Annotated in this window: 16 protein-coding genes; 5 read left to right on the forward strand and 11 right to left on the reverse strand. The window is 67.4% G+C overall.

Translation table 11 applies throughout. The features are described from left to right. Window positions 1-10: 10 nt before the first annotated feature. The gene (locus KXD97_RS20700) at window positions 11-1,498 is read left to right on the forward strand and encodes a carboxylesterase/lipase family protein (RefSeq protein WP_260752037.1); all 1,488 of its coding nucleotides are present in this window, start codon (window positions 11-13) and stop codon (window positions 1,496-1,498) included. 24 nt (window positions 1,499-1,522) lie between these two features. Here KXD97_RS20700 and KXD97_RS20705 read toward each other — a convergent pair whose 3' ends face one another. Further along, a complete protein-coding gene (locus tag KXD97_RS20705) occupies window positions 1,523-2,296 on the reverse strand; it encodes an enoyl-CoA hydratase/isomerase family protein (RefSeq protein ID WP_260752039.1) in 774 nt (257 codons plus the stop codon). 20 nt (window positions 2,297-2,316) lie between these two features. Next, window positions 2,317-5,472: an AAA family ATPase gene (locus tag KXD97_RS20710; RefSeq protein WP_260752040.1), complete on the reverse strand. Its 3,156-nt coding sequence runs from the start codon at window positions 5,470-5,472 to the stop codon at window positions 2,317-2,319. A 173-nt stretch (window positions 5,473-5,645) separates the two neighbouring features. Here KXD97_RS20710 and KXD97_RS20715 point away from each other — a divergent pair, with 173 nt between their 5' ends. After that, window positions 5,646-5,945: a hypothetical protein gene (locus KXD97_RS20715; protein ID WP_260752041.1), complete on the forward strand. Its 300-nt coding sequence runs from the start codon at window positions 5,646-5,648 to the stop codon at window positions 5,943-5,945. Between the two features lie 72 nt (window positions 5,946-6,017). Here the strand turns inward: KXD97_RS20715 and KXD97_RS20720 are convergent, their stop codons facing one another. Next, window positions 6,018-7,661 (reverse strand): HNH endonuclease signature motif containing protein, encoded by a 1,644-nt coding sequence (locus tag KXD97_RS20720; protein WP_260752043.1) that lies wholly within the window; start codon window positions 7,659-7,661, stop codon window positions 6,018-6,020. A 74-nt stretch (window positions 7,662-7,735) separates the two neighbouring features. Beyond that, window positions 7,736-8,239 (reverse strand): SRPBCC family protein, encoded by a 504-nt coding sequence (locus KXD97_RS20725; protein WP_260752045.1) that lies wholly within the window; start codon window positions 8,237-8,239, stop codon window positions 7,736-7,738. Window positions 8,240-8,348: 109 nt separating this feature from the next. Between KXD97_RS20725 and aspS the strand changes: the two genes are divergently transcribed. Further along, on the forward strand, window positions 8,349-10,163 hold the full coding sequence (gene aspS, locus KXD97_RS20730; RefSeq protein WP_260758083.1) for an aspartate--tRNA ligase: 1,815 nt from the start codon (window positions 8,349-8,351) through the stop codon (window positions 10,161-10,163). Further along, complete coding sequence (locus KXD97_RS20735) at window positions 10,160-10,621, forward strand: nitroreductase family deazaflavin-dependent oxidoreductase (protein ID WP_260752048.1); 462 nt, start codon at window positions 10,160-10,162, stop codon at window positions 10,619-10,621. Before aspS ends, KXD97_RS20735 begins: the two co-directional genes overlap by 4 nt. 157 nt (window positions 10,622-10,778) lie before the next feature. Here the strand turns inward: KXD97_RS20735 and KXD97_RS20740 are convergent, their stop codons facing one another. Further along, complete coding sequence (locus tag KXD97_RS20740) at window positions 10,779-12,170, reverse strand: IS1380 family transposase (RefSeq protein ID WP_260752049.1); 1,392 nt, start codon at window positions 12,168-12,170, stop codon at window positions 10,779-10,781. A 134-nt stretch (window positions 12,171-12,304) separates the two neighbouring features. After that, a complete protein-coding gene (locus KXD97_RS20745; protein WP_260752051.1) occupies window positions 12,305-13,489 on the reverse strand; it encodes an acetyl-CoA C-acyltransferase in 1,185 nt (394 codons plus the stop codon). A 96-nt stretch (window positions 13,490-13,585) separates the two neighbouring features. Between KXD97_RS20745 and KXD97_RS20750 the strand changes: the two genes are divergently transcribed. After that, window positions 13,586-14,071: a helix-turn-helix domain-containing protein gene (locus tag KXD97_RS20750; RefSeq protein WP_260752052.1), complete on the forward strand. Its 486-nt coding sequence runs from the start codon at window positions 13,586-13,588 to the stop codon at window positions 14,069-14,071. On the opposite strand, the gene KXD97_RS20755 is transcribed toward KXD97_RS20750, so the two are convergent. From KXD97_RS20755 to KXD97_RS20775, 5 genes are read right to left on the reverse strand one after another with little or no spacing between them, the layout of a single operon-like run. Beyond that, window positions 14,059-14,880 carry a BtpA/SgcQ family protein gene (locus KXD97_RS20755; RefSeq protein WP_313901319.1) on the reverse strand — a complete coding sequence of 274 codons (822 nt, stop codon included), beginning with the start codon at window positions 14,878-14,880 and terminating at the stop codon, window positions 14,059-14,061. The two genes, KXD97_RS20750 and KXD97_RS20755, sit on opposite strands and share 13 nt — an antisense overlap. Window positions 14,881-14,927: 47 nt before the next feature. Then, complete coding sequence (locus KXD97_RS20760) at window positions 14,928-15,698, reverse strand: SDR family NAD(P)-dependent oxidoreductase (protein WP_260752053.1); 771 nt, start codon at window positions 15,696-15,698, stop codon at window positions 14,928-14,930. A gap of 28 nt (window positions 15,699-15,726) precedes the next feature. Then, a complete protein-coding gene (locus KXD97_RS20765) occupies window positions 15,727-16,788 on the reverse strand; it encodes an ABC transporter ATP-binding protein (RefSeq protein ID WP_260752054.1) in 1,062 nt (353 codons plus the stop codon). Between the two features lie 24 nt (window positions 16,789-16,812). After that, a complete protein-coding gene (locus KXD97_RS20770; RefSeq protein ID WP_260752055.1) occupies window positions 16,813-17,628 on the reverse strand; it encodes a carbohydrate ABC transporter permease in 816 nt (271 codons plus the stop codon). Then, entirely contained in the window at window positions 17,625-18,476 is an 852-nt protein-coding gene (locus tag KXD97_RS20775; protein WP_260758086.1) for a carbohydrate ABC transporter permease, read from the reverse strand. Before KXD97_RS20775 ends, KXD97_RS20770 begins: the two co-directional genes overlap by 4 nt. Window positions 18,477-18,522 lie beyond the last annotated feature (46 nt).

An 18,522-nucleotide genomic window follows, 5' to 3' on the forward strand; every position in this document is an offset into this window, starting at 1 on the left:
GATTTGCCGCGTGTCTGTCGTGGCGGGAGTACCCAGCGTGCTGAGCACTCCGTCGGGCGACCTGCAGGGCGAGGTCGAGGGTGGGATCGGTGTGTGGCGCGGTGTGCCGTATGCCGAGCAGCCGGTCGGGCCGCGCCGGTTCCTGGCGCCCGAACCTCGCAAGCCCTGGACCGGGGTGCGCGACGCGCGTGAACACGGGCCGTTGCCCCCGCAGACGAAGTCGTTCGTCGGGGGCGGTCGCGACGACCCGAAGGCGCGCGACGAAGCGTGCCTGACGCTGACGGTGTGGTCGCCCGACACCACGGCCTCGCTGCCGGTGATGGTATGGATCCCGGGCGGGGCCTTCGTCTACGGCGCGGGCCAGTTCCAGCTGTACAACGGGTCGCGGCTGGCGGCCAACGGCAACGTCGTCGTCGTCAACGTCACCTACCGCATCGGGGTGTTCGGCGGCTTCGAGCTCGGCGATCTGGGGCACGGATTCGACGACAACCTCGCGCTGCGCGACCAGATCGCCGCGCTGCAGTGGGTGCGTGACAACATCGCCGCGTTCGGCGGGAACCCCGACCGGATCACGGTGTTCGGCGAGTCGGCGGGGGCGACGTCGGTGCTGGCGTTGATGGCCGCACCGCAGGCGGGCGGACTGTTCCAGCGGGCCATCGCGCAGAGCCCGGCGTTGCCGCTGATCGCCGACCGGGAGTTCCGCGCCGCCAACGCGCACGAGTTCCTGCGCCGCCTTGGGGTGAGCGCCGCTCAGGTGAAGGACCTGCCGCAGAGGCAACTGCGCCGCGCCGCCGGTGTGCTGCAGCTCAAGAGCGCCGCGACCACCCCGACGCTGGCCTACGGGCTGACCCACGGCACCGAGTTGTTGCCTCAGCACCCGGTGCAGGCCGCGCGGGAGGGCCGCATGTCGGCGGTGCCGCTGATCGTCGGCACCAACAGCCATGAGGCCTCGATGTTCGCGTGGACCAAGCCGCCGATGCTGCCCACCACCAAGGCGTCGGTCGACGCGTACTTCGCGCGGGTGGCGCCGGACGCCAAACAGACGGTGCTGCAAGCATATCCGTCATACCCGCGGCGCAGCGCCCTGGTCGCGCTGGGTGCCGACGCGATGTTCGGTGGACCGACCTGGGCGCTGGCCGATGCCTACAGCGCGCATGCGCCGACACGGGTGTACCGCTTCGACCACTTCGGGTGGAGCCTGCGCATGCTCGGTCTGGGTGCGACGCACGGCAGCGAGATCGTGCACATCCATCACAGTTACGAGTCGTTCGTCGGGCGAAAGCTGCACCCGTTGGGCCGGCGTATCCAGCCCGGTGTCGGACGGCGGATGCAGCGGGCCTGGCTGGACTTCGCCCGCACCACCGAGGACGGCGAGGACGAGCACTGGCCGTGCTACGAGACCGGGCAGCGGCTGACCCGGCTGATCACCTCCACCCGCGACGTCATGGCGCCCGACCCGGACCGGGACCGGCGACGAGCCTGGGCGGCGGTGTACTAGGGGACTGGTGCGGTCGACGGGATATCAGCGGCCGCGCCACCGCGGCGCACGCTTCTCCCGCCACGCCTGGATGCCCTCGGCCACGTCATCTGTCGCGGCGGCGACCTTGCGCATGGTCTCCCCGAACCGCACGGATTCGATCCAGCCCATCTTCGCCGTCCGCCACGCGACCTCCTTGGTGGCGCGCTGCGCCAGCGGCGCTGCCTCGGTGAGCGTTCGCGCCCACGACTGCGCTTCGGCGAGCAGACGATCCGGTTCGACAAGCCGCCACACCAGGCCGATCTCCTTGGCGCGCTGGGCCGTGACCGGTTTGCCCGTCAGCAGCAACTCCATGGCATCGGCCCACCGCACCCGCTCCGGCAGTCGGATCGCGCCGACGATGGTGGGCACTCCGAGGGACACCTCCGGAAACGCGAACGTGGCCTCGGTGCTCGCAATGACGAAGTCGCAGAACAGGATCCCGGTCAATCCGTAGCCGATGCACGGGCCGTGGACGGCGGCGATCGTCGGCTTGAACAGTTCCATCCCGGATTCGAACGAGTTGATCGTCGGCTTCTCCCAGAACGTGCCGCCGAAGGTGCCCACCGAGCCTTCGCCGTCCTTGAGGTCCCCGCCCGCGCAGAAGACGTCACCGTTGGCGGTCAGGATGCCAACCCACGCGTCCTCGTCGTCACGGAACCGGTCCCATGCCGCATTCAGGTCGCGGCGTAGTGCGCCGTTGATGGCATTACGTGCCCCCGGGCGGTTCAGGGTGATCGTGGCGATGTGATCGTCCACTTCGTAGGTGACGAGGCTCATGGCTGGACCCTAGCGCCGGTTCAGGCCATGGCCCGCGCCATCGCGATGTGACCGTCGAAACCGACCTCCTCGGCGCGGGCCCGGTAGCGGTCACGCAGCGCGGTGTAGGCGCGCAGATCGCCGTCGGCCTTCGCAAGCATCGCCCGCATGCGCATCAGCGGAAGTTCGTGATACAGGAAGGTGGGTTCCGTCGGGACGGCGGCCAGTTCAGCGACGACCTGCCCGGCGTGGTCGCGATCACCTTCGCGGTTGCGGGCGAGGAGGGCCTCGACGAGAACGGTGGTGGACCAGCCCCGGTTGATGCCCTCGCCGGCGCGGATCTCGCTCGCGAGCACACCCCGGCAGAGATCGACAGCGGTGTCGTAGTCCCCGCGGCGGATCGACTCGGCGGCCACTTCCAGGTCGACGCACCATGCCGCGATGATCGTGTAACGGTGTTCGAGCGCGACCTGCCGCGCTTTCGCCAACAACTCGAAGCCCAGCTGCCGGTCGGTGTCCCGACGGCGTACCAGGATGAATCCGTAGGTGAATTCGGCGTTGGTTAGCAGGAAGTTGTCGCCGAACCGGCGGGCGATGTCAAGGGCCTCAGCGGTATCGCGCAGCGCGTTATCGTCGGCGACGAGCGCCCAATTCATGATTGCGATGTACTTGAACATCACCACGGTCGAGAAGGTGAACTTGTCCACACTTCGGGCGATCGAGAGTGCGTCGTCGAAATCCTGACGCCAGCCCCTGATCCCCAGGCAGCACCGCGTCGACGCCCTCATCGCCAACGCCATGGCCAGTGGAGATCCGATGACGAGGTTGCCCATCGTCGGATCTCCGGCCGCGTCATCGATGGACCGTTGGGCCAGATCCAGCGATGCCGTCATCTCACCGGCGTCCCATTTGGCGATGGCGCTCACCATCGGGATCAGTGCGACCGCCAGTTCCGGGTCGTCGATGGCGTCGAGGAGCTGCACCTGCTCGGACGCAAGTCGAGACGCCTCGGTGTACCGGCCGTGGAAGTTCAGCATCTGGATCAGTCCGGCCATGCCGATCGCCAGGGACCGTTTGTCGCCGGCCTGCTGGGTCAGTGTGCGCAGCTCGTCGAACCCGACGTCGGCCAGCTGGCCGCCGACCCTCCAGATCGTGGCCACAAGCAATGTTCGCGCAGCGATGCGCATCGTCAAGCGATCCGGTTCGTCCTCAGGGAGGCCATCGGCGACGGCGGCCGCGCGCCGCCAGCTCATCCTGGCCGCGGCGATGTCGCGATGAGTCGCCCAGGTGCCGGCCTCCATATGCCGGCTGAATGCCGCACGGAGGTCACCAGCTGCTTCGAGGTGGGTGGCGATCAGTGCCGCGTTGGCCGCAGCGCCTTCGGGATCGGTGCGTTCGATCTCGGCCGCGATGCGACGGTGAAGTTCGGCCCGGCCGGCCTTCAGCTGAGTTTCATAGGCAACGGCGCGCATCAAGGGGTGCCGGAACGCGTACTGATCCGGGCGGGTGCTCACTTGTGCGATCAACTCGGCATCCTTCAGGTCGTCGATCGCCGAGGACCCGGATACAGCGTCCAAGAGCGTGCGAGAAAACGGGGAGCCGATTGCCGCAGCCGCGTAAAGGGTGCGCTTGGCTGCCGGCGCGAGCCGGTCGATCCGGGCGGCGATGGTGGTCTGCACGGACGCTGGGACGGGGATGTCGGCATCGCCGTGACAGGTGTAGGCGCCCCTCGTTCCACCGAGGACGCGGCGCTCGGCGAGATCCCGGATCATCTCCTCGATGAAGAACGGGTTCCCCGCGGCTCGATCAGTGATGCGTTGGGCGAGCGTGGCCACCGAGGTGTCCGGACCGACGAGTGAGACAGTGAGCTTCGATGAGCTCGAATAGTCCAGGGGTGCAAGTGCGATCGTCTTGTTGTCCGCTCTCGCGAGCGCGCCGTGGTACTCGGGTCGGTGCGTGATGAGCACCAAGGCCGCGGCCTCGGTGATCGTGCCGAGGAAATCCGCGATCATCGCCTCGCTGGCCGCATCGATCCAGTGGGCGTCCTCGACCACATACACCGTCGGTTGATGACGCGACAGCAGGGCTTTGTCCAAAAGTGCGGTGAGGCGCCGCTTTCGGGCATCAGGGGTGACGTCTTCTGGCGGGGGACGGCCGTCGCCGATTCCCAGCATGTCGTCGAGCATCAGCAGGTCCTGCGGGTCGGCGTCAGGCAGCGCCGAGCGCGTGGCCGCCCTGGCGCTTTCGGCCGACACGTGCGCGATGCCGAAGAAGGCTCGCAGTAATCCGGTGGCCGTACCGAAGGGCACATCGCGGGTATGGGACTGGCAGTAGGTCCAGAACACCTGCATGCCGCGATCGGTGGCGAGCGCGGCGAGTTCGCGGGTGAGTCGGCTCTTGCCGATACCGGGTGTTCCCACCACACGGACCACCGCGCCGCGGCCACGAGATGAGTTGTCCAGAGTGCCTACCAGCTCGGCGATTTCCGAGGTGCGCCCGACGAACGGGGTGTCTGCTGACCGTAGGTCGTGTCGCTCGGCGGTTCCCAGCAGCGTCCGCGCAGGTACCGGTTGATCTGCGCCCTTGATGTGCACCCACTCCACGTCACCCAGTTGAGCAACGTGTTCGACCAGGCGTGCGGTGGTCTCGCTGATCATCACCCCGCCCGGCGGCGCCACGGACTCCATTCGCTGGGCCAGCCCGACATGTTCGCCGATCACGGTGTAACCGGCCCGAGCGGAACCAATGTCACCGGCGATGACCTGGCCGGAGTTCAGACCGACACGAATCTTGAAATCCATACCGTCGCGTACGAGGACCCTCTCGGCCAGATCACGTGCTTCGTCCTGAATGGCCAATGCCGCCAGACATGCGCGAAAGGCATGGTCCTCCATCGCGACAGGTGCGCCGAACAGCGCCATGACCCCGTCCCCGATGAATTCGGCTGTGCCGCCGTAGCGTCGTACCACTCGTGTCGACCTGTCGAGCAGTTCGGACATGATCTCGCGCAGACGTTCTGGGCCTACTGCGCTGGCGATGTCCATCGACCGGGTCACATCGGCGAACAACACCGTCACATTCTTGTACTCGGGCACCGGAGGCACGGGGGACAGCACCGCGCCGCACTGGTCGCAGAAGCGCGCACCCTGACGGGCTTCGGTGCTACAGGTTCGGCACCGGGTCTGTTGTTCACCCATCCGCGATCCCGACGATCTGACGGCAGTTGGGCTCACCATAGTCCTGCGGGACCGGCCCGACGACTCATTCCTGCCAGGCGGAGCTCAATTTCTGCCAACTGAAATGAACCCGCTGAGCCGCCGGTTTAACCCGTCAGAACCACAGGGAAATGCCACCGGGAAGGGCAAGAACAATGAAGAACCTCACCATCGCCACCGCTTTCGCCGCCGGCTTGGGTGCCGCTGTCGTCGGGCTGGCCGCTCCTGCGGTTGCCGCCCCCACCGGCGGCAACGCCGACGCGACCATCAGCCACCTGGAGGCCCAGGGTCACCGGGTCGTGGTCAACCGCCTGTCGGATGCCCCGCTGAGCCAGGCCAACGTCGTCGGTGTGAACAAGGGAAGCGACGTCCGCTCCACGGTCCGCGACTTCCGCAACGATCGGACGTTCCAGAACAGCAAGACCGGCAGCATCTACTACGTCGACGTCAGGTGACACCGGAGTTGCAACGGACCCCCGGCGATGTTCGGGTTCGCCTGCCGCGCAGACGACTTGCATGAACGTGCTTCAGAACGGTGGTGGGTCGTCGCCATAGCCGGGTCGCCGGAACGATTGGTCCGCGGCCGCTGCTTCGGTGGCTTGTCGGGCGGATTGTTCGAGTGCGCGTTGGGTGGCGTTGTAGGTGCGCTCGGCGGTGACGCGGGCGGCGCGGTTCTGGGCGCGGGTCCGTCGGCGGGTGGGCATCATCAGTTGCCGGCCGGGTCGGCTCGGTGAGGCTTGGTGGCTCGGCGGTGGTGGCGGTGGGGGTCCGGTGGTGGTGTTCCAGTGTGGAAACAGCAGAGCTGTCAGCGGTTTCGTGGTGTACCGAAGCCCGGCGGGGGTCACGACGGTGAGCGTGCCGTCGGGGTGTTGGTGGTCGCTCCAGCCGGGAAGGAAAGTTTTGATCAAATGGTGCGTGCGGCAGTAGCACTTGATGTTGGCCGGGTGGGTGGACCCGGCCGGCCAGGGCTGGGTGTGGTCGAGATCGGAGTAGACGGCCGGACGATCGCAGCCGGGGAAACGGCAGGTCATGTCCCGGGTGCGGACGAAGCGCGCAAGTGCGGTTGAGGGCTTGTAACGCGGTTCGGTCTTGAGGTTGAGCGTGTCGACGAGGCGGATCTTGGCGCCGTGCAGAACCAGCTCGGCCAGCAGTGGCGCGGGCAGGATCGCGCCGTTGAACCCAGGGATCAGCGCAGGCTTGCGTTCCGGCGGTACCGGGTGAGGCTCCGGGTCGGACGGCGACAGCTGCGGGGGCTCGGCGGTGGGCGTGGGCTGGGCCGGCGGACCAGGTGGGGCGGGCGCGGCCTCGATGGGAGCGTCTCCGTGCATCTGCGGATCGGGTTCGGCGTGCAGGGAGTCGGAGTCGGCGATGACGTGGATGGTGATGCTGCTGGCTCGTCCGTCGTCCACTTTGGCGGCGCAGTCAGGGTCGGGGCAGGTGCAGGCCAGGAAGAACACTCCCAAACCCATGGCGGCGCCCACGGCGTCGGCGCGGCGTTGATCGTTGGTACGCGGGTCATCAGGGCAGGGCGTGGCGATCATGATGGCCAGGCGTTGTTGCATCAATGCGGCGTCGGCGAGGCTGACGCGACCGTGCACAGTGACGGTGCCGGTGTTCTCGTCGGTGTAGTCGCCGACGTTGAAGTAGCGGCCGCGCATGGCGTTGCGGGCGCGGCGCACGGCGTCGGGATCGTGGCGATGGATCCACACGTCGATGGCTTGGGCGAGTTTGGCGTCGGACAGGTTGCCCCAGGTCGGGGCGTGCTCGGCCAGGGCGGTGTCGATGGCCGCAAGTGCGGCTTGGCCGACCAGGAAGGTTCGCCAGGCGATCGTGGCGATCATGCCCGCGCTGATTTCTCCGGCAAGGAAACGGGCACCGACCTTGGGAAGGCGGTCGCGCAGCGTCACGGCGAGGTCGATGAGCCCGACAGCTTTGCCGTGGCGCAGGGTCAGCGCGCAGCTGACGTGAGCGGCAGCGGCGTCGGTGTCGTCGATCGCGAGGCGTTCGCGGAATTCACCGCCGACCACGCGGCGGTGAAGTTCGGCGATGGCCGCGAGTTTTCGGGCCTCGGCGGCAGAGGCAGTAGCGGCCCACCCGGTGATGGACTGCACCAGCACGGAGTCGCTGACGGTACCCATCGCAGTGGGCCCGGGAAGCGATCCATCGAACATATGTGCGATTCTACCCGTGGGCTGTGACACGGCCGGCACGTTTCTTCGCACTCAGCGAGGCCGCGCCACAGACCTCAGCGCACGGCGAACCGTTCATCGGTGTAGCGCCGCAGGTTGTGCAGGAAGCGTTGGAACATCCATGCCATCAACGGCTTCCCGGCAGCCAGGCCGAACCGCCCGGCGAGCCCATGGGGTTTGAGCGCCATGATCCAGGTCAGGTGGCACCCCTTGGCGGTCGGCACCACGTGGTAGTCCTCGGCGAACGCCGAGATGCTCGACGTGCTCGACTCGTTGAAGCGGAACGCCATGCGGGAGAATGGCTCCCACGCCAGGAATTCCTCGGCACCGGTGATCCCGGCGCGCATGTCCACGGTGCGCGTCGTCCCGATTCCACGGGGTTCCGGGCTGGTCCAGGTCACCTTGGTGATGACACTGGCCCAGTGTGGCCATGACGTCTCGTCGGCCAGTACCTCGAAGAGTTGCTCGGGGGTGATGGTCAGGTCGACGGTGCTGACGAACCGGTACGGGGCGGTGTCGACGAAGTCCAGGCCGACGCGCTCGCAGGGATGCATGACCATACACGTTAGGTCACCATGACTGGTCGACGGAAGATCGGACCTCGTCGAGCTGTCCACCGTGCCCCACTAGACTGAACTGTTGACTATCCCCCGCGAACAGGAGTACTTCGTGCTGCGCACCCGCACCGCCGGTTCATTGCGCCCCACCGATGCCGGTCAAACGGTGACGCTGGCCGGGTGGGTGGCGCGCCGTCGCGACCACGGCGGCGTCATCTTCATCGACCTGCGAGACGGCTTGTCCGGAGGGCAGGACGGTAGCGACGGGAAAATCGGGCCGAGCGTGGCTCAGGTGGTGTTCCGGGAGGGCGATGTGCTGGCGCAGGCGCACCGGTTGCGCTCGGAGTTCTGCGTCGCCGTCACCGGCGTCGTCGAGGTCCGTCCGGAAGGCAACGCCAATCCCGACATCGCCACCGGTGAGGTCGAGGTGAACGCGACGTCGCTGACGGTACTGGGGGAGAGTGCTCCGCTGCCGTTTCAGCTCGACGAGACCGCCGGCGAGGAAGCCCGGCTGAAGTACCGCTACCTGGATCTGCGCCGGGAGGGGCCGGGCAACGCGATCCGCTTGCGCTCCAAGGTGAATGCCGCCGCACGCAGTGTGCTGGCCGAGCAAGACTTCATCGAGATCGAAACCCCCACGCTGACGCGCTCCACACCGGAGGGCGCCCGTGACTTCCTGGTGCCCGCCCGGTTGCAGCCCGGCTCGTTCTACGCACTGCCGCAGAGCCCGCAGCTGTTCAAACAGTTGCTGATGGTCGCGGGTATGGAGCGGTACTACCAGATCGCCCGTTGCTACCGCGACGAGGACTTCCGCGCCGACCGCCAGCCCGAGTTCACCCAGCTGGACATGGAGATGAGCTTCGTCGACGCCGACGACGTCATCGCGGTGTCCGAGCAGGTCCTCAAGGCCGTGTGGTCGACGATCGGGTACGACCTGCCGCTGCCGCTGCCGCGGATCAGCTACGCCGACGCGATGCGTCGGTTCGGGTCGGACAAGCCCGACATGCGCTTCGGCCTGGAGCTCGTGGAGTGCACCGACTACTTCAAAGACACGCCGTTCCGGGTGTTCCAGGCACCCTATGTCGGCGCCGTGGTGATGCCGGGCGGAGCCTCGCAGCCGCGGCGCACGCTGGACGGCTGGCAGGAGTTCGCCAAGCAACGCGGGCACAAGGGGCTGGCGTACGTACTGATCGGCGAGGACGGCACGCTCGGTGGGCCGGTCGCCAAGAACCTGAGCGACGCCGAGCGGGACGGGCTGGCCGCGCACGTGGGCGCCAATCCCGGCGACTGTGTGTTCTTCGCGGCCGGCACCGCGAAGTCGGCACGGGCGCTGCTGGGCGCCACCCGCATCGAGATCGCCAAACGGCTCGACCTGATCGACCCGGACGCGTGGGCGTTCACGTGGGTGGTGGACTGGCCGATGTTCGAGTCCACCGCCGAGGCGACGGCCGCCGGTGATGTGGCGGTCGGATCCGGCGCCTGGACCGCGATGCACCACGCGTTCACCGCGCCGAAACCCGAGTCCGAGGCGACCTTCGACACCGATCCGGCCAGTGCCTTGTCGGACGCCTACGACATCGTCTGCAACGGCAACGAGATCGGCGGCGGATCCATCCGTATCCATCGCAGCGACGTCCAGGAACGGGTGTTCGCGATGATGGGCATCGATCACGACGAAGCGCGCGAGAAGTTCGGATTCTTGTTGGACGCGTTCACTTTCGGCGCTCCGCCGCACGGTGGTATCGCGTTCGGCTGGGACCGCATCACCGCGCTGCTGGCCGGCGTGGACTCGATCCGCGAGGTGATCGCGTTCCCGAAGTCCGGCGGCGGTGTCGACCCGCTGACCGAAGCACCCGCGCCGATCACCGATCAGCAGCGCAAGGAGTCCGGAATAGACGTCAAGCCGGAGAAGCTGGACAAGGCATGACACCACCGGACAGGCAACCGGACAAAGACAAGCTCGTCGCCGACACTGCGGCGCTGGACGCATTCAACGGCAACATCGTCGAAGAGTTCCGCGCCAACGGAGGCAAGGTCGGCGGGCCGTTCGACGGCGCCACGCTGCTTCTGCTGCACACCACGGGCGCGAAGTCGGGTAGGTCGCGGCTCTCACCGCTGGCTTACCTGACCATCGACGGCAAGATGCTCATCGTCGGGTCCTACGCCGGCGCACCCCGGCATCCCGCCTGGGTGCACAACCTGCGGGCGAACCCGAAGGCTTACATCGAGGTGGGCACCGACGCCTATGACGTCGACGTCCGTGAGCTGTCCGACGACGAGCGCGAGGCGCTGTATCCGAAGATCGTCGAGATCGCGCCCGTGTTCGCTGACTACCAGGCCAAGACCGACCGAGTCATCCCGCTGTTCGAGCTGACCCGGGCTTAACCTGGATACACCGATCGGCGGTTGGTGTGGGGTTGAATCTGGTTGTGAGGCTTTGAGCTGATGTATAGGTCCCAGTGGGCGTGGCTGATCGCCCGATCTCGGTATCGGGTTGTTCCTGTTGGTGTTTCGCGTCGAAGGCCGGTAGGGAGTGGTCTGATTAGGCCGTGAGCGGCTGATATCGGCCGAAGAGGTTGCCGAACAGCAAGTTCCATGCGTGTTCCCAGGGCCAGTTGCGCGGCAGGTGCAACGTCAGCCGTCGTGCCGAGGAGGCGATGCGTGCGGGCACGGTGATCAGCGTGCGGCGGATGGTGGCGGTGCGGGCCTTGGCCAGCGTGGGGCCGGTGAGGGTGGCCGCGGCGCGGGTGAGGTTGAACGCGATGACCGCCAGCACCAACCATGCACTATTGGCCGAGAACCGGCCTGACGGTAGATGGGCCAGCGCGGAGGCTTTCAGGTCGGCGTGGACCTGTTCGATGATCGCGTGGCCGCGGTGAGTCTTGTCGGCGGTGACGGTGTCCAGATCGGTGGTCGTAAAGAAGGCGTGAAACCGCCAGGTGTCGAACAGGGTGGCCTGTCCATCGCTGGTGGGGTTCAGGTCGGGGATGCGGCGTACCACCAAGCGGCCCGGGACCTGCTGGTGGGTTTTCTTGGAGCTGAACGCGGTGAATCCGATCTCGGCGACCTCGGCCCGGGAGATCCATTGGCCGGTGTTTTCGTCGTAGACGGCGTCGGTGTACTCGATCGAGGTCCACGCATCATCGTTGATGGCCGCGATCGCAGCCTTGACTTTCGAGTCCAGGGGCACGGTGATCGACACCTCGGCGCCACCGCGCAGCGCCGCGCCCACGCTGCGGTGACCGTAGAACGCCGAATCGGCGCGGACCAGCGGCTTGCTGGTGGCCTCGGGTGAGCGCAGCCGTGTCACAGTGGACAGGGTGTCGCTGATCATGCGGGCAGCTCCGCGTGGGGAGCCACACGAGCCTTTGCGCAGGCGTTGGGCGGCGATCACCGGAGCACACTGACCGGTGGTGACCGTGGCCAGCAGGGCGTTGAGACCCCGGACTCCGGAGTAGCCGTAACCGGATCCTTGCTTGCTGTAGCCGTGGACTTCGATGATGGTGTCGTCGAGATCGACCAGCACGGGGCCGTCGATGCCGGCCAGCACCGGGGTGCGTTCGTGCAGGCTCGCCAGCACCCGCGCCGCGATGGCGTCGAGTTGGCGGACGTGGCCGAAGCTGAATTCCCGCAGGAACGAGCCCAGCGTCGAGGGTGCATACGGACGGTCGAACACCGTGCGCATCGCGCCGTGGCGCAGCAGGCGCATATCGTCGATGCTGTCCGCGCCAGCGACCATCCCCGCGACCAGCGCGCTCACCTTCGCCCCCGCGTTGGAGCCCTTGTCCGTGGGCACCGTGAGGTGCTCATCAGCCAACGCGGCCAGACCGCATTCTTGCGCCAACGCGGTGATCGGGACCAGTCCGGCGCACGACACCAGGTTCGGATCATCGAAGCGGGCCGCCGCGACGGGCCGAGTGTGAGATAGTTGCATCTACGAGATGCCCTTCGTAGTGGCTGAATTGGATCCTGAACAAATCTCATTCTCCCACCACGACAGGGCATTTCGCTGTTTCAACCCACCCAGGCCGCCACCTAATCGGTGTATCCAGGCTTAAGCGCAGACGTTTACAGCCGTTCGATGATGGTGGCGTTGGCCATGCCGCCGCCCTCACACATCGTCTGCAGCGCGTAGCGCCCGTCGCGTTGCTGCAACGCGTTGACCAGCGTGGTCATGATGCGCGCACCACTGGCGCCCAGGGGATGGCCGATCGCGATCGCGCCGCCGTTGACGTTCGTCCTCTCGAGGTCGGCGCCCACGTCCGCGGCCCACGCCAGCACCACCGGCGCGAACGCCTCGTTCACCTCGAACAGGTCGATATCAGGAAGGCTCAAGCCGGCTTTCCGCAATACCTTCTCCGTCGCCGGGATCACGCCGGTCAGCATGTACAGCGGATCGGATCCGACCGCGACGGTGGTGTGGATGCGCGCCAGCGGGCGCAGACCGAGCCGGCGGGCCGCCGCGCCGCTGGTGATCATCACCGCGGCACTCCCGTCCGATAGCGGCGAGGAGTTGCCCGGCGTGATGTTCCAACCGATCTGCGGGAACCGCGCGCCGAGGGCCTCGTTGTAGAACGCCGGCTTGAGCCCGGCCAGCGTCTCGGCCGTGGTGTCGGGGCGGACGATCTCGTCGGCGGTCAGTCCGGCGATGGGGGCGAGCTCGGCGTCGAACAGTCCGTCCTTGGCAGCGCGCGCCGCCTTCTGATGGCTCGCGGCGGAGAACTCGTCGAGCTGGGTGCGCGACAGGTTCCACCGCGCAGCGATCAGTTCGGCGCTGATGCCTTGGGCGACAAGGCCATCCGGGTAGCGGGCGGTCATGTCGCGGCCGAACGGGTTGCTGCCGGGCAGCACCGACGATCCCATCGGCACCCGGCTCATGGATTCCACGCCCGCGGCGATCACCACGTCGTAGGCGCCGGCCAGCACTCCCTGTGCGGCGAAGCTGATCGCCTGCTGGCTGCTGCCGCACTGGCGGTCGACGGTGGTGCCGGGCACGCTCTCGGGGAACCCGGCGCCGAGCAGGGCGTTGCGGGCGATGTTGACGGCCTGGTCACCGACCTGGGTGACGGCGCCGGCGATGACGTCCTCGACCTCGACGGGATCCACGCCGGTACGCGTCACGAGCTCGCGCAGGCTGTGTGCCAGCAGGTCGGCGGGCAGCACGTCGTGGAGGGCGCCGGTGGCCTTGCCCTTGCCGACGGGGGTGCGGACGGCGCCGACGATGACGGCGTCGCGATCGGAATAGTCGGCCATGCGGATCCTCCTGGAACTCGTCGCTGAGTATGCTGCTGTGTACCTAGATGTAACACCTAGGTTCAGTCAAGACAACCCAGCGGTGGAGTGATGTGCATGACAGTCCTGCAGGGTCCGCTCGCCGACCGTGGCGCATGGTCGGCGGTCGGCCGGTGCCCGATCGAGAAGACGATGGCGCTCGTCGGCACCAAGTCCGCGATGCTGATCATGCGGGAGGCCTACTACGGCACCACGCGCTTCGACGATTTCGCCAAACGCGTCGGAATCACCAAGGCCGCGACGTCGGCGCGCTTGTCCGAACTCGTAGAAGCCGGGCTGCTGACCAAACGTCCGTACCGGGAGCCTGGACAGCGGGCGCGCGACGAATACGTGCTCACCGAGGCCGGGTCGGAGTTCATGCCGGTGGTGTGGGCGATGTTCGAATGGGGACGCAAGCACCTCGACGACACGTCGCTGCGACTCACCCACCTGGGTTGCGGTGCTCAGGCGGGCGTCGAGATCGTCTGTGCCGAAGGGCATTCGGTTCCGCCGGACGAGCTGGGGATGCGGCTCGTCCGGCGGACGAACGATCAGCCCAGCTGAGCGCGGAACTCCTTGGCCGCGCCCATGAGCTCTTCGACCCTGGACTTCTCGGCTGCGTTGGCGAACAGGCCGTCCTTCTTGAAGTAGGTGCCCACGACGGCGCCGTCGGCGACGCTGAGGTGGGCAGCGACGTTCTCGGCGCGCACACCGGTGTTGACGAACACCGGCACCTCACCTGCGGCCGATTTCACGACGCGCAGCGTCTCGGTGTCGGTGGGCGCGCCCGCGGTCGCGCCGGAGACGCAGATCGCATCGGGACGCGTCGCGAAGACGGTGGTGCGGGTGATGGCGGCCAGATCGCGGTCGGCGAGGTACTGGGCCGACTCGGGGACGATGTTGAACAGCAGCTTCACGTGTGACCCACCGATGCGTGCCCGGTGCCGCGCGACCTCGCCCACGTTGGTGTCCCACAGGCCGAAGTCGCTGGCGTACACCCCGGTGAAGATCTCGCGGACGAACTTCGCGCCGGTGGCCACCGCGAGGTCGATGGACGCCCGGCCGTCCCAGAGCACGTTGACCCCGTACGGCACCGAGATGTCGGGCAGCAGCTCGCCGATGATCCGGGCCATCGTGATCGCGGTGATGGGTTCGGTCTTGGTCAGGTAGGGCAGGCTGAATTCGTTGCTGATCATGACGGCGTCGACACCGCCGGCTTGCAGCGCGTCCAGTTCGGTGCGGGCGCGGTTGACGACGGCGGCGATGCCGCCCGCGGAGTCGAAGCCGGGATCGCCGGGCAGCGCGGACAGGTGCAGCATGGCGATGACGGGTTTCGAGACGCCGAAGACCTCGTCGAGCCAGGTGGTGGTCACGTGAAGTGCCTTTCTCTTTCGGGTGAAACGGATGAGTTGCGGCCGGCTCAGTCCATGTAGGCGCCGCCGTTGACGGCGAGCGCTTCGCCGGTGATGAAGCGGGCGTCGTCGGAGAGCAGGAAAGCCACCGAGCGGGCGACGTCGTCGGGCGCTTCGAGCCGGCCCAGCGGTGTGTCGGCGATCATCATCGCGCGCACGTCGTCGGCGGTGGTGCCGCGCAGTTCGGCCTCCCACTCCAGTTCCCTTGACTGCATGGGTGTTTCGACGAAACCGGGACAGACGCAGTTGACGGTGATGCCGTGCTCACCGAGTTCGTAGGCCATCGCCTGGGTCAGCCCCACCACACCGAATTTCGAGGCGACGTAGTCCGACAGGAACGGCACCCGGCCCTGCTTTCCGGCCATCGAGGCGGTGTTGACGATCGCCCCGCGCGTGCCTGACCGCACCATCTCGCGGGCGGCGGCCTGGCCGCAGACGAAGACGCCCTTGAGATTGACGTCCATGGTCTGCTGATAGCGCTCGACCGGTGCGTCGAGGAAGCGGTGCATGAACGAGATGCCGGCGTTGCTGACCCACGCGTGCAGGCCGAGGCGACCGGCGATGTCGGAGGCCACCGCGGCCGCGTTCTCGGCCGAGGTGACGTCGAGCTGGGCCGACTCGTGGCCGGCATCCGGATTGGGCAACGCGGCGGCGACCTCGCCCGCGGCGGCCGCGTCGAGGTCGGTCACCACCACCCGCCAATCCCGTTGCGCCAGCGTGTGGGCGATCGCGCGGCCGATACCGGATCCCGCTCCGGTCACCACGACAGTTCTCGTCATCTGCACTACTCGTTTCTTCTGTGTTGTTTCAGCCGGCCAGACGCCGGCCGGTGGTGGTGTCGAAGAGGTGGGTGGCGCCCGGACGGGCGGCCAGGTCGACCGGGCTGCCCTCGCTGATGCCCGACAGACGCGCGGTCTCGACCACGCTGGTCAGCTCGGTGCCGTGAGCGTCGATCGTGACGATGGCGCGTGGTCCGAGATGTTCGATCAGCACCACCCGTGCCTGCCCGTCACCCTCGGCGGCGGTGGGCAGCAGATCGTCGGGCCGGACCCCGAGGGTGACCGGACCGTGGGCGGGGGGCCGATCGACGGTGAGGGTGAAGCCGTTGCCCGCGGTGAACGCGGTGCCCGCGACGGCGCCGTCGATCAGGTTCATCTTCGGGCTGCCCACGAAGGTCGCGACGAACGTGTCGGCGGGCCGCGCGTACACCTCTTGCGGGGTGCCCTGCTGCGCGATGTGCCCGTCCCGCATGACGACCATGCGGTCCGACAGCGTCATGGCCTCTTCCTGGTCATGGGTGACGTACACCGACGTGATGCCGAGCCGCCGCTGGATCTGCAGCAGTTCGGTCCTGGTCTCCACCCGCAGCTTGGCGTCGAGGTTGCTCAGCGGCTCGTCGAACAGGAACACCGAAGGCTCGCGGATGATCGCCCGGCCGATCGCGACGCGCTGTTGCTGACCGCCGCTGAGGTCTTTGGGCTTGCGCTCCAACAGTTTTCCCAGACCCAGCGATTCGGCGATGCTCGCCGCGCGGGTGAGCGCCTCACGTCGCGGGGTCTTGGTGGCGCGCAGGGGGAATGCGATGTTCTCGGCGACCGACAGGTGCGGGTACAGCGCGTAGTTCTGGAACACCATCGCGATGTCGCGGTCCCGTGGCTGTAGGTGGGTCACGTCGCGGTCGCCGATGGTGATGCGCCCGGAGGTGACGGTCTCCAGACCGGCCAGCATGCGCAACGAGGTCGACTTGCCGCATCCGGACGGGCCGACGAGCACCGTGAAGGACCCGTCGGGCAGCTCGAGGTCGAGATCGCTGACGACTGAGGTGGTTCCGTACGCCTTCTGGACGCCGGAGAATCGGACCGTTGCCATGGTGTGCCAAAAACCTATCTGTGTCTAGAACTTCACCGCGCCGCCGCTGATGCCCTGCACCAGCTTGCGCTGGATGAAGAAGCTCGCGATGACGACGGGAACGACCGCGATGAGGATCGCCGCGCTCATCGAGCCGATCTGAACCCCGCGGAATGTGTTGAAACCTGCGATGGCCACCGGCAGGATCGCCGCCTTACCCGGAGCCAGGATGAGCCCGTAGAACAGATCGTTCCAGGACAGTGTGAAGCCGAAGATGGCTGCGGCCCCGATACCCGGATAAACCTGCGGCAGCACCACCAGCCGGAACGCCGCGAACCGGCTGAAGCCGTCCACCTGGGCCTGTTCCTCCAGCGAGCGGGGGACAGCCTCGAAGAACCCGATCAGGAACCAGGTGACCACGGGCAGAACGAAACTCAGGTGCGCGAAGATCACCGGCACCAGGGTGTCGGTCAGTCGCAGCGCGTACGCCATCGTCAGGAACGGGAACACCAGCACCGCCGGCGGCAGCACCTGCGCGGCGAGCATGCCGAAGCGGGTCAGCGTGCCGCCCGCCCGGTAGCGGGCGATCGCGTAGGCGCCCATGCTGCCGACCACCACACTGATGCCGACGGTGATCAGCGCGACCAGCGCGCTGCGCCCGGCGGCGCCGAGGATCCCCGAGGTGAGCACGTTCTGCCAGCTGGCGAAGTTCGGTGTGAAGGTGATCAGGAAGGGATCATTGAGCTGCTCGGGCGTTTTCACGCTCGCCAGGGCGATCCAGACGATGGGGAAGAGCACCGTGATGCCCGCCGCCCACAGCAGGGCCACCCGCAACACGGTGACCACCGAGGAACGGGTCATCGCGATTTGGTCCTCTCCATGCGGCGGAACGCGATGACGATCACTGCCAGAACGACGACCAGCACGATGAACGCCATCGAGGATGCGGATCCGAGCCGGAAGAACTGGATCCCGGTCTGGTAGATGAAGTACTGCAGCGTCTCGGTTTCGGTGCCGGGGCCGCCGCGGGTGGTGGCGAACACGTACTCGAACACCTTCATCGCGTCCAGGGAGCGCAGCAGGATCGCCACCACGAGCACCGGTGCCAGCAGCGGCAGGGTGACCCGGCGCAGGACGTACAGACCACTGGCCCCGTCCAGACGCGCGGCGTCGAGCGGTTCCTTCGGGATGGACTGCAGCCCGGCCAGCAGCAGCAGCACCATGAACGGCGTCCACTGCCACACGTCGATGAACGCCAGCGTGAACAGCGCACGGCCGGGGCCGAAGAAGTCGTAGTCCATTCCGAGGCCGTGCAGCATCGCCGGGATCGCGCCGAGTTGGTCATTGAGCAGGAACCGGAAGGTCAAGCCGACCGCGATCGGCGTGATGAACATGGGCGCCAGCAGCATCGAACGGGTCAGATCCCGCGCCCAGCGCTGCTTCTGCAGGGCGAGCGCGATGGCCAGCCCGAGCACCAGTTCCAGCCCGACGGCCACCAGGACGTACACAGCGGTGGTGCCGAAGGCGCCCCAGAAGGCGCTGTCGGCGAAGGTGGCGACGTAGTTGTCGGCGCCGACGATGTCCGGCGCGCCGCGGTCGGTCAGCTTGTAGTCGGTGACGCTGAGATATGCGGCGTAGAGCAGGGGGAAACCGACCACCCCGACGAAGAGGGCGGCGAGGGGGGCGACCATGCCGTGCTGAAACCTCAAGGGCGACTTCACGGCTGGTCTCGCTCCTTTCGTGGGGTGGTCGGTT

The sequence above is a fragment of the Mycobacterium sp. SMC-8 genome, from assembly GCF_025263565.1.
Lineage (GTDB): Bacteria > Actinomycetota > Actinomycetes > Mycobacteriales > Mycobacteriaceae > Mycobacterium.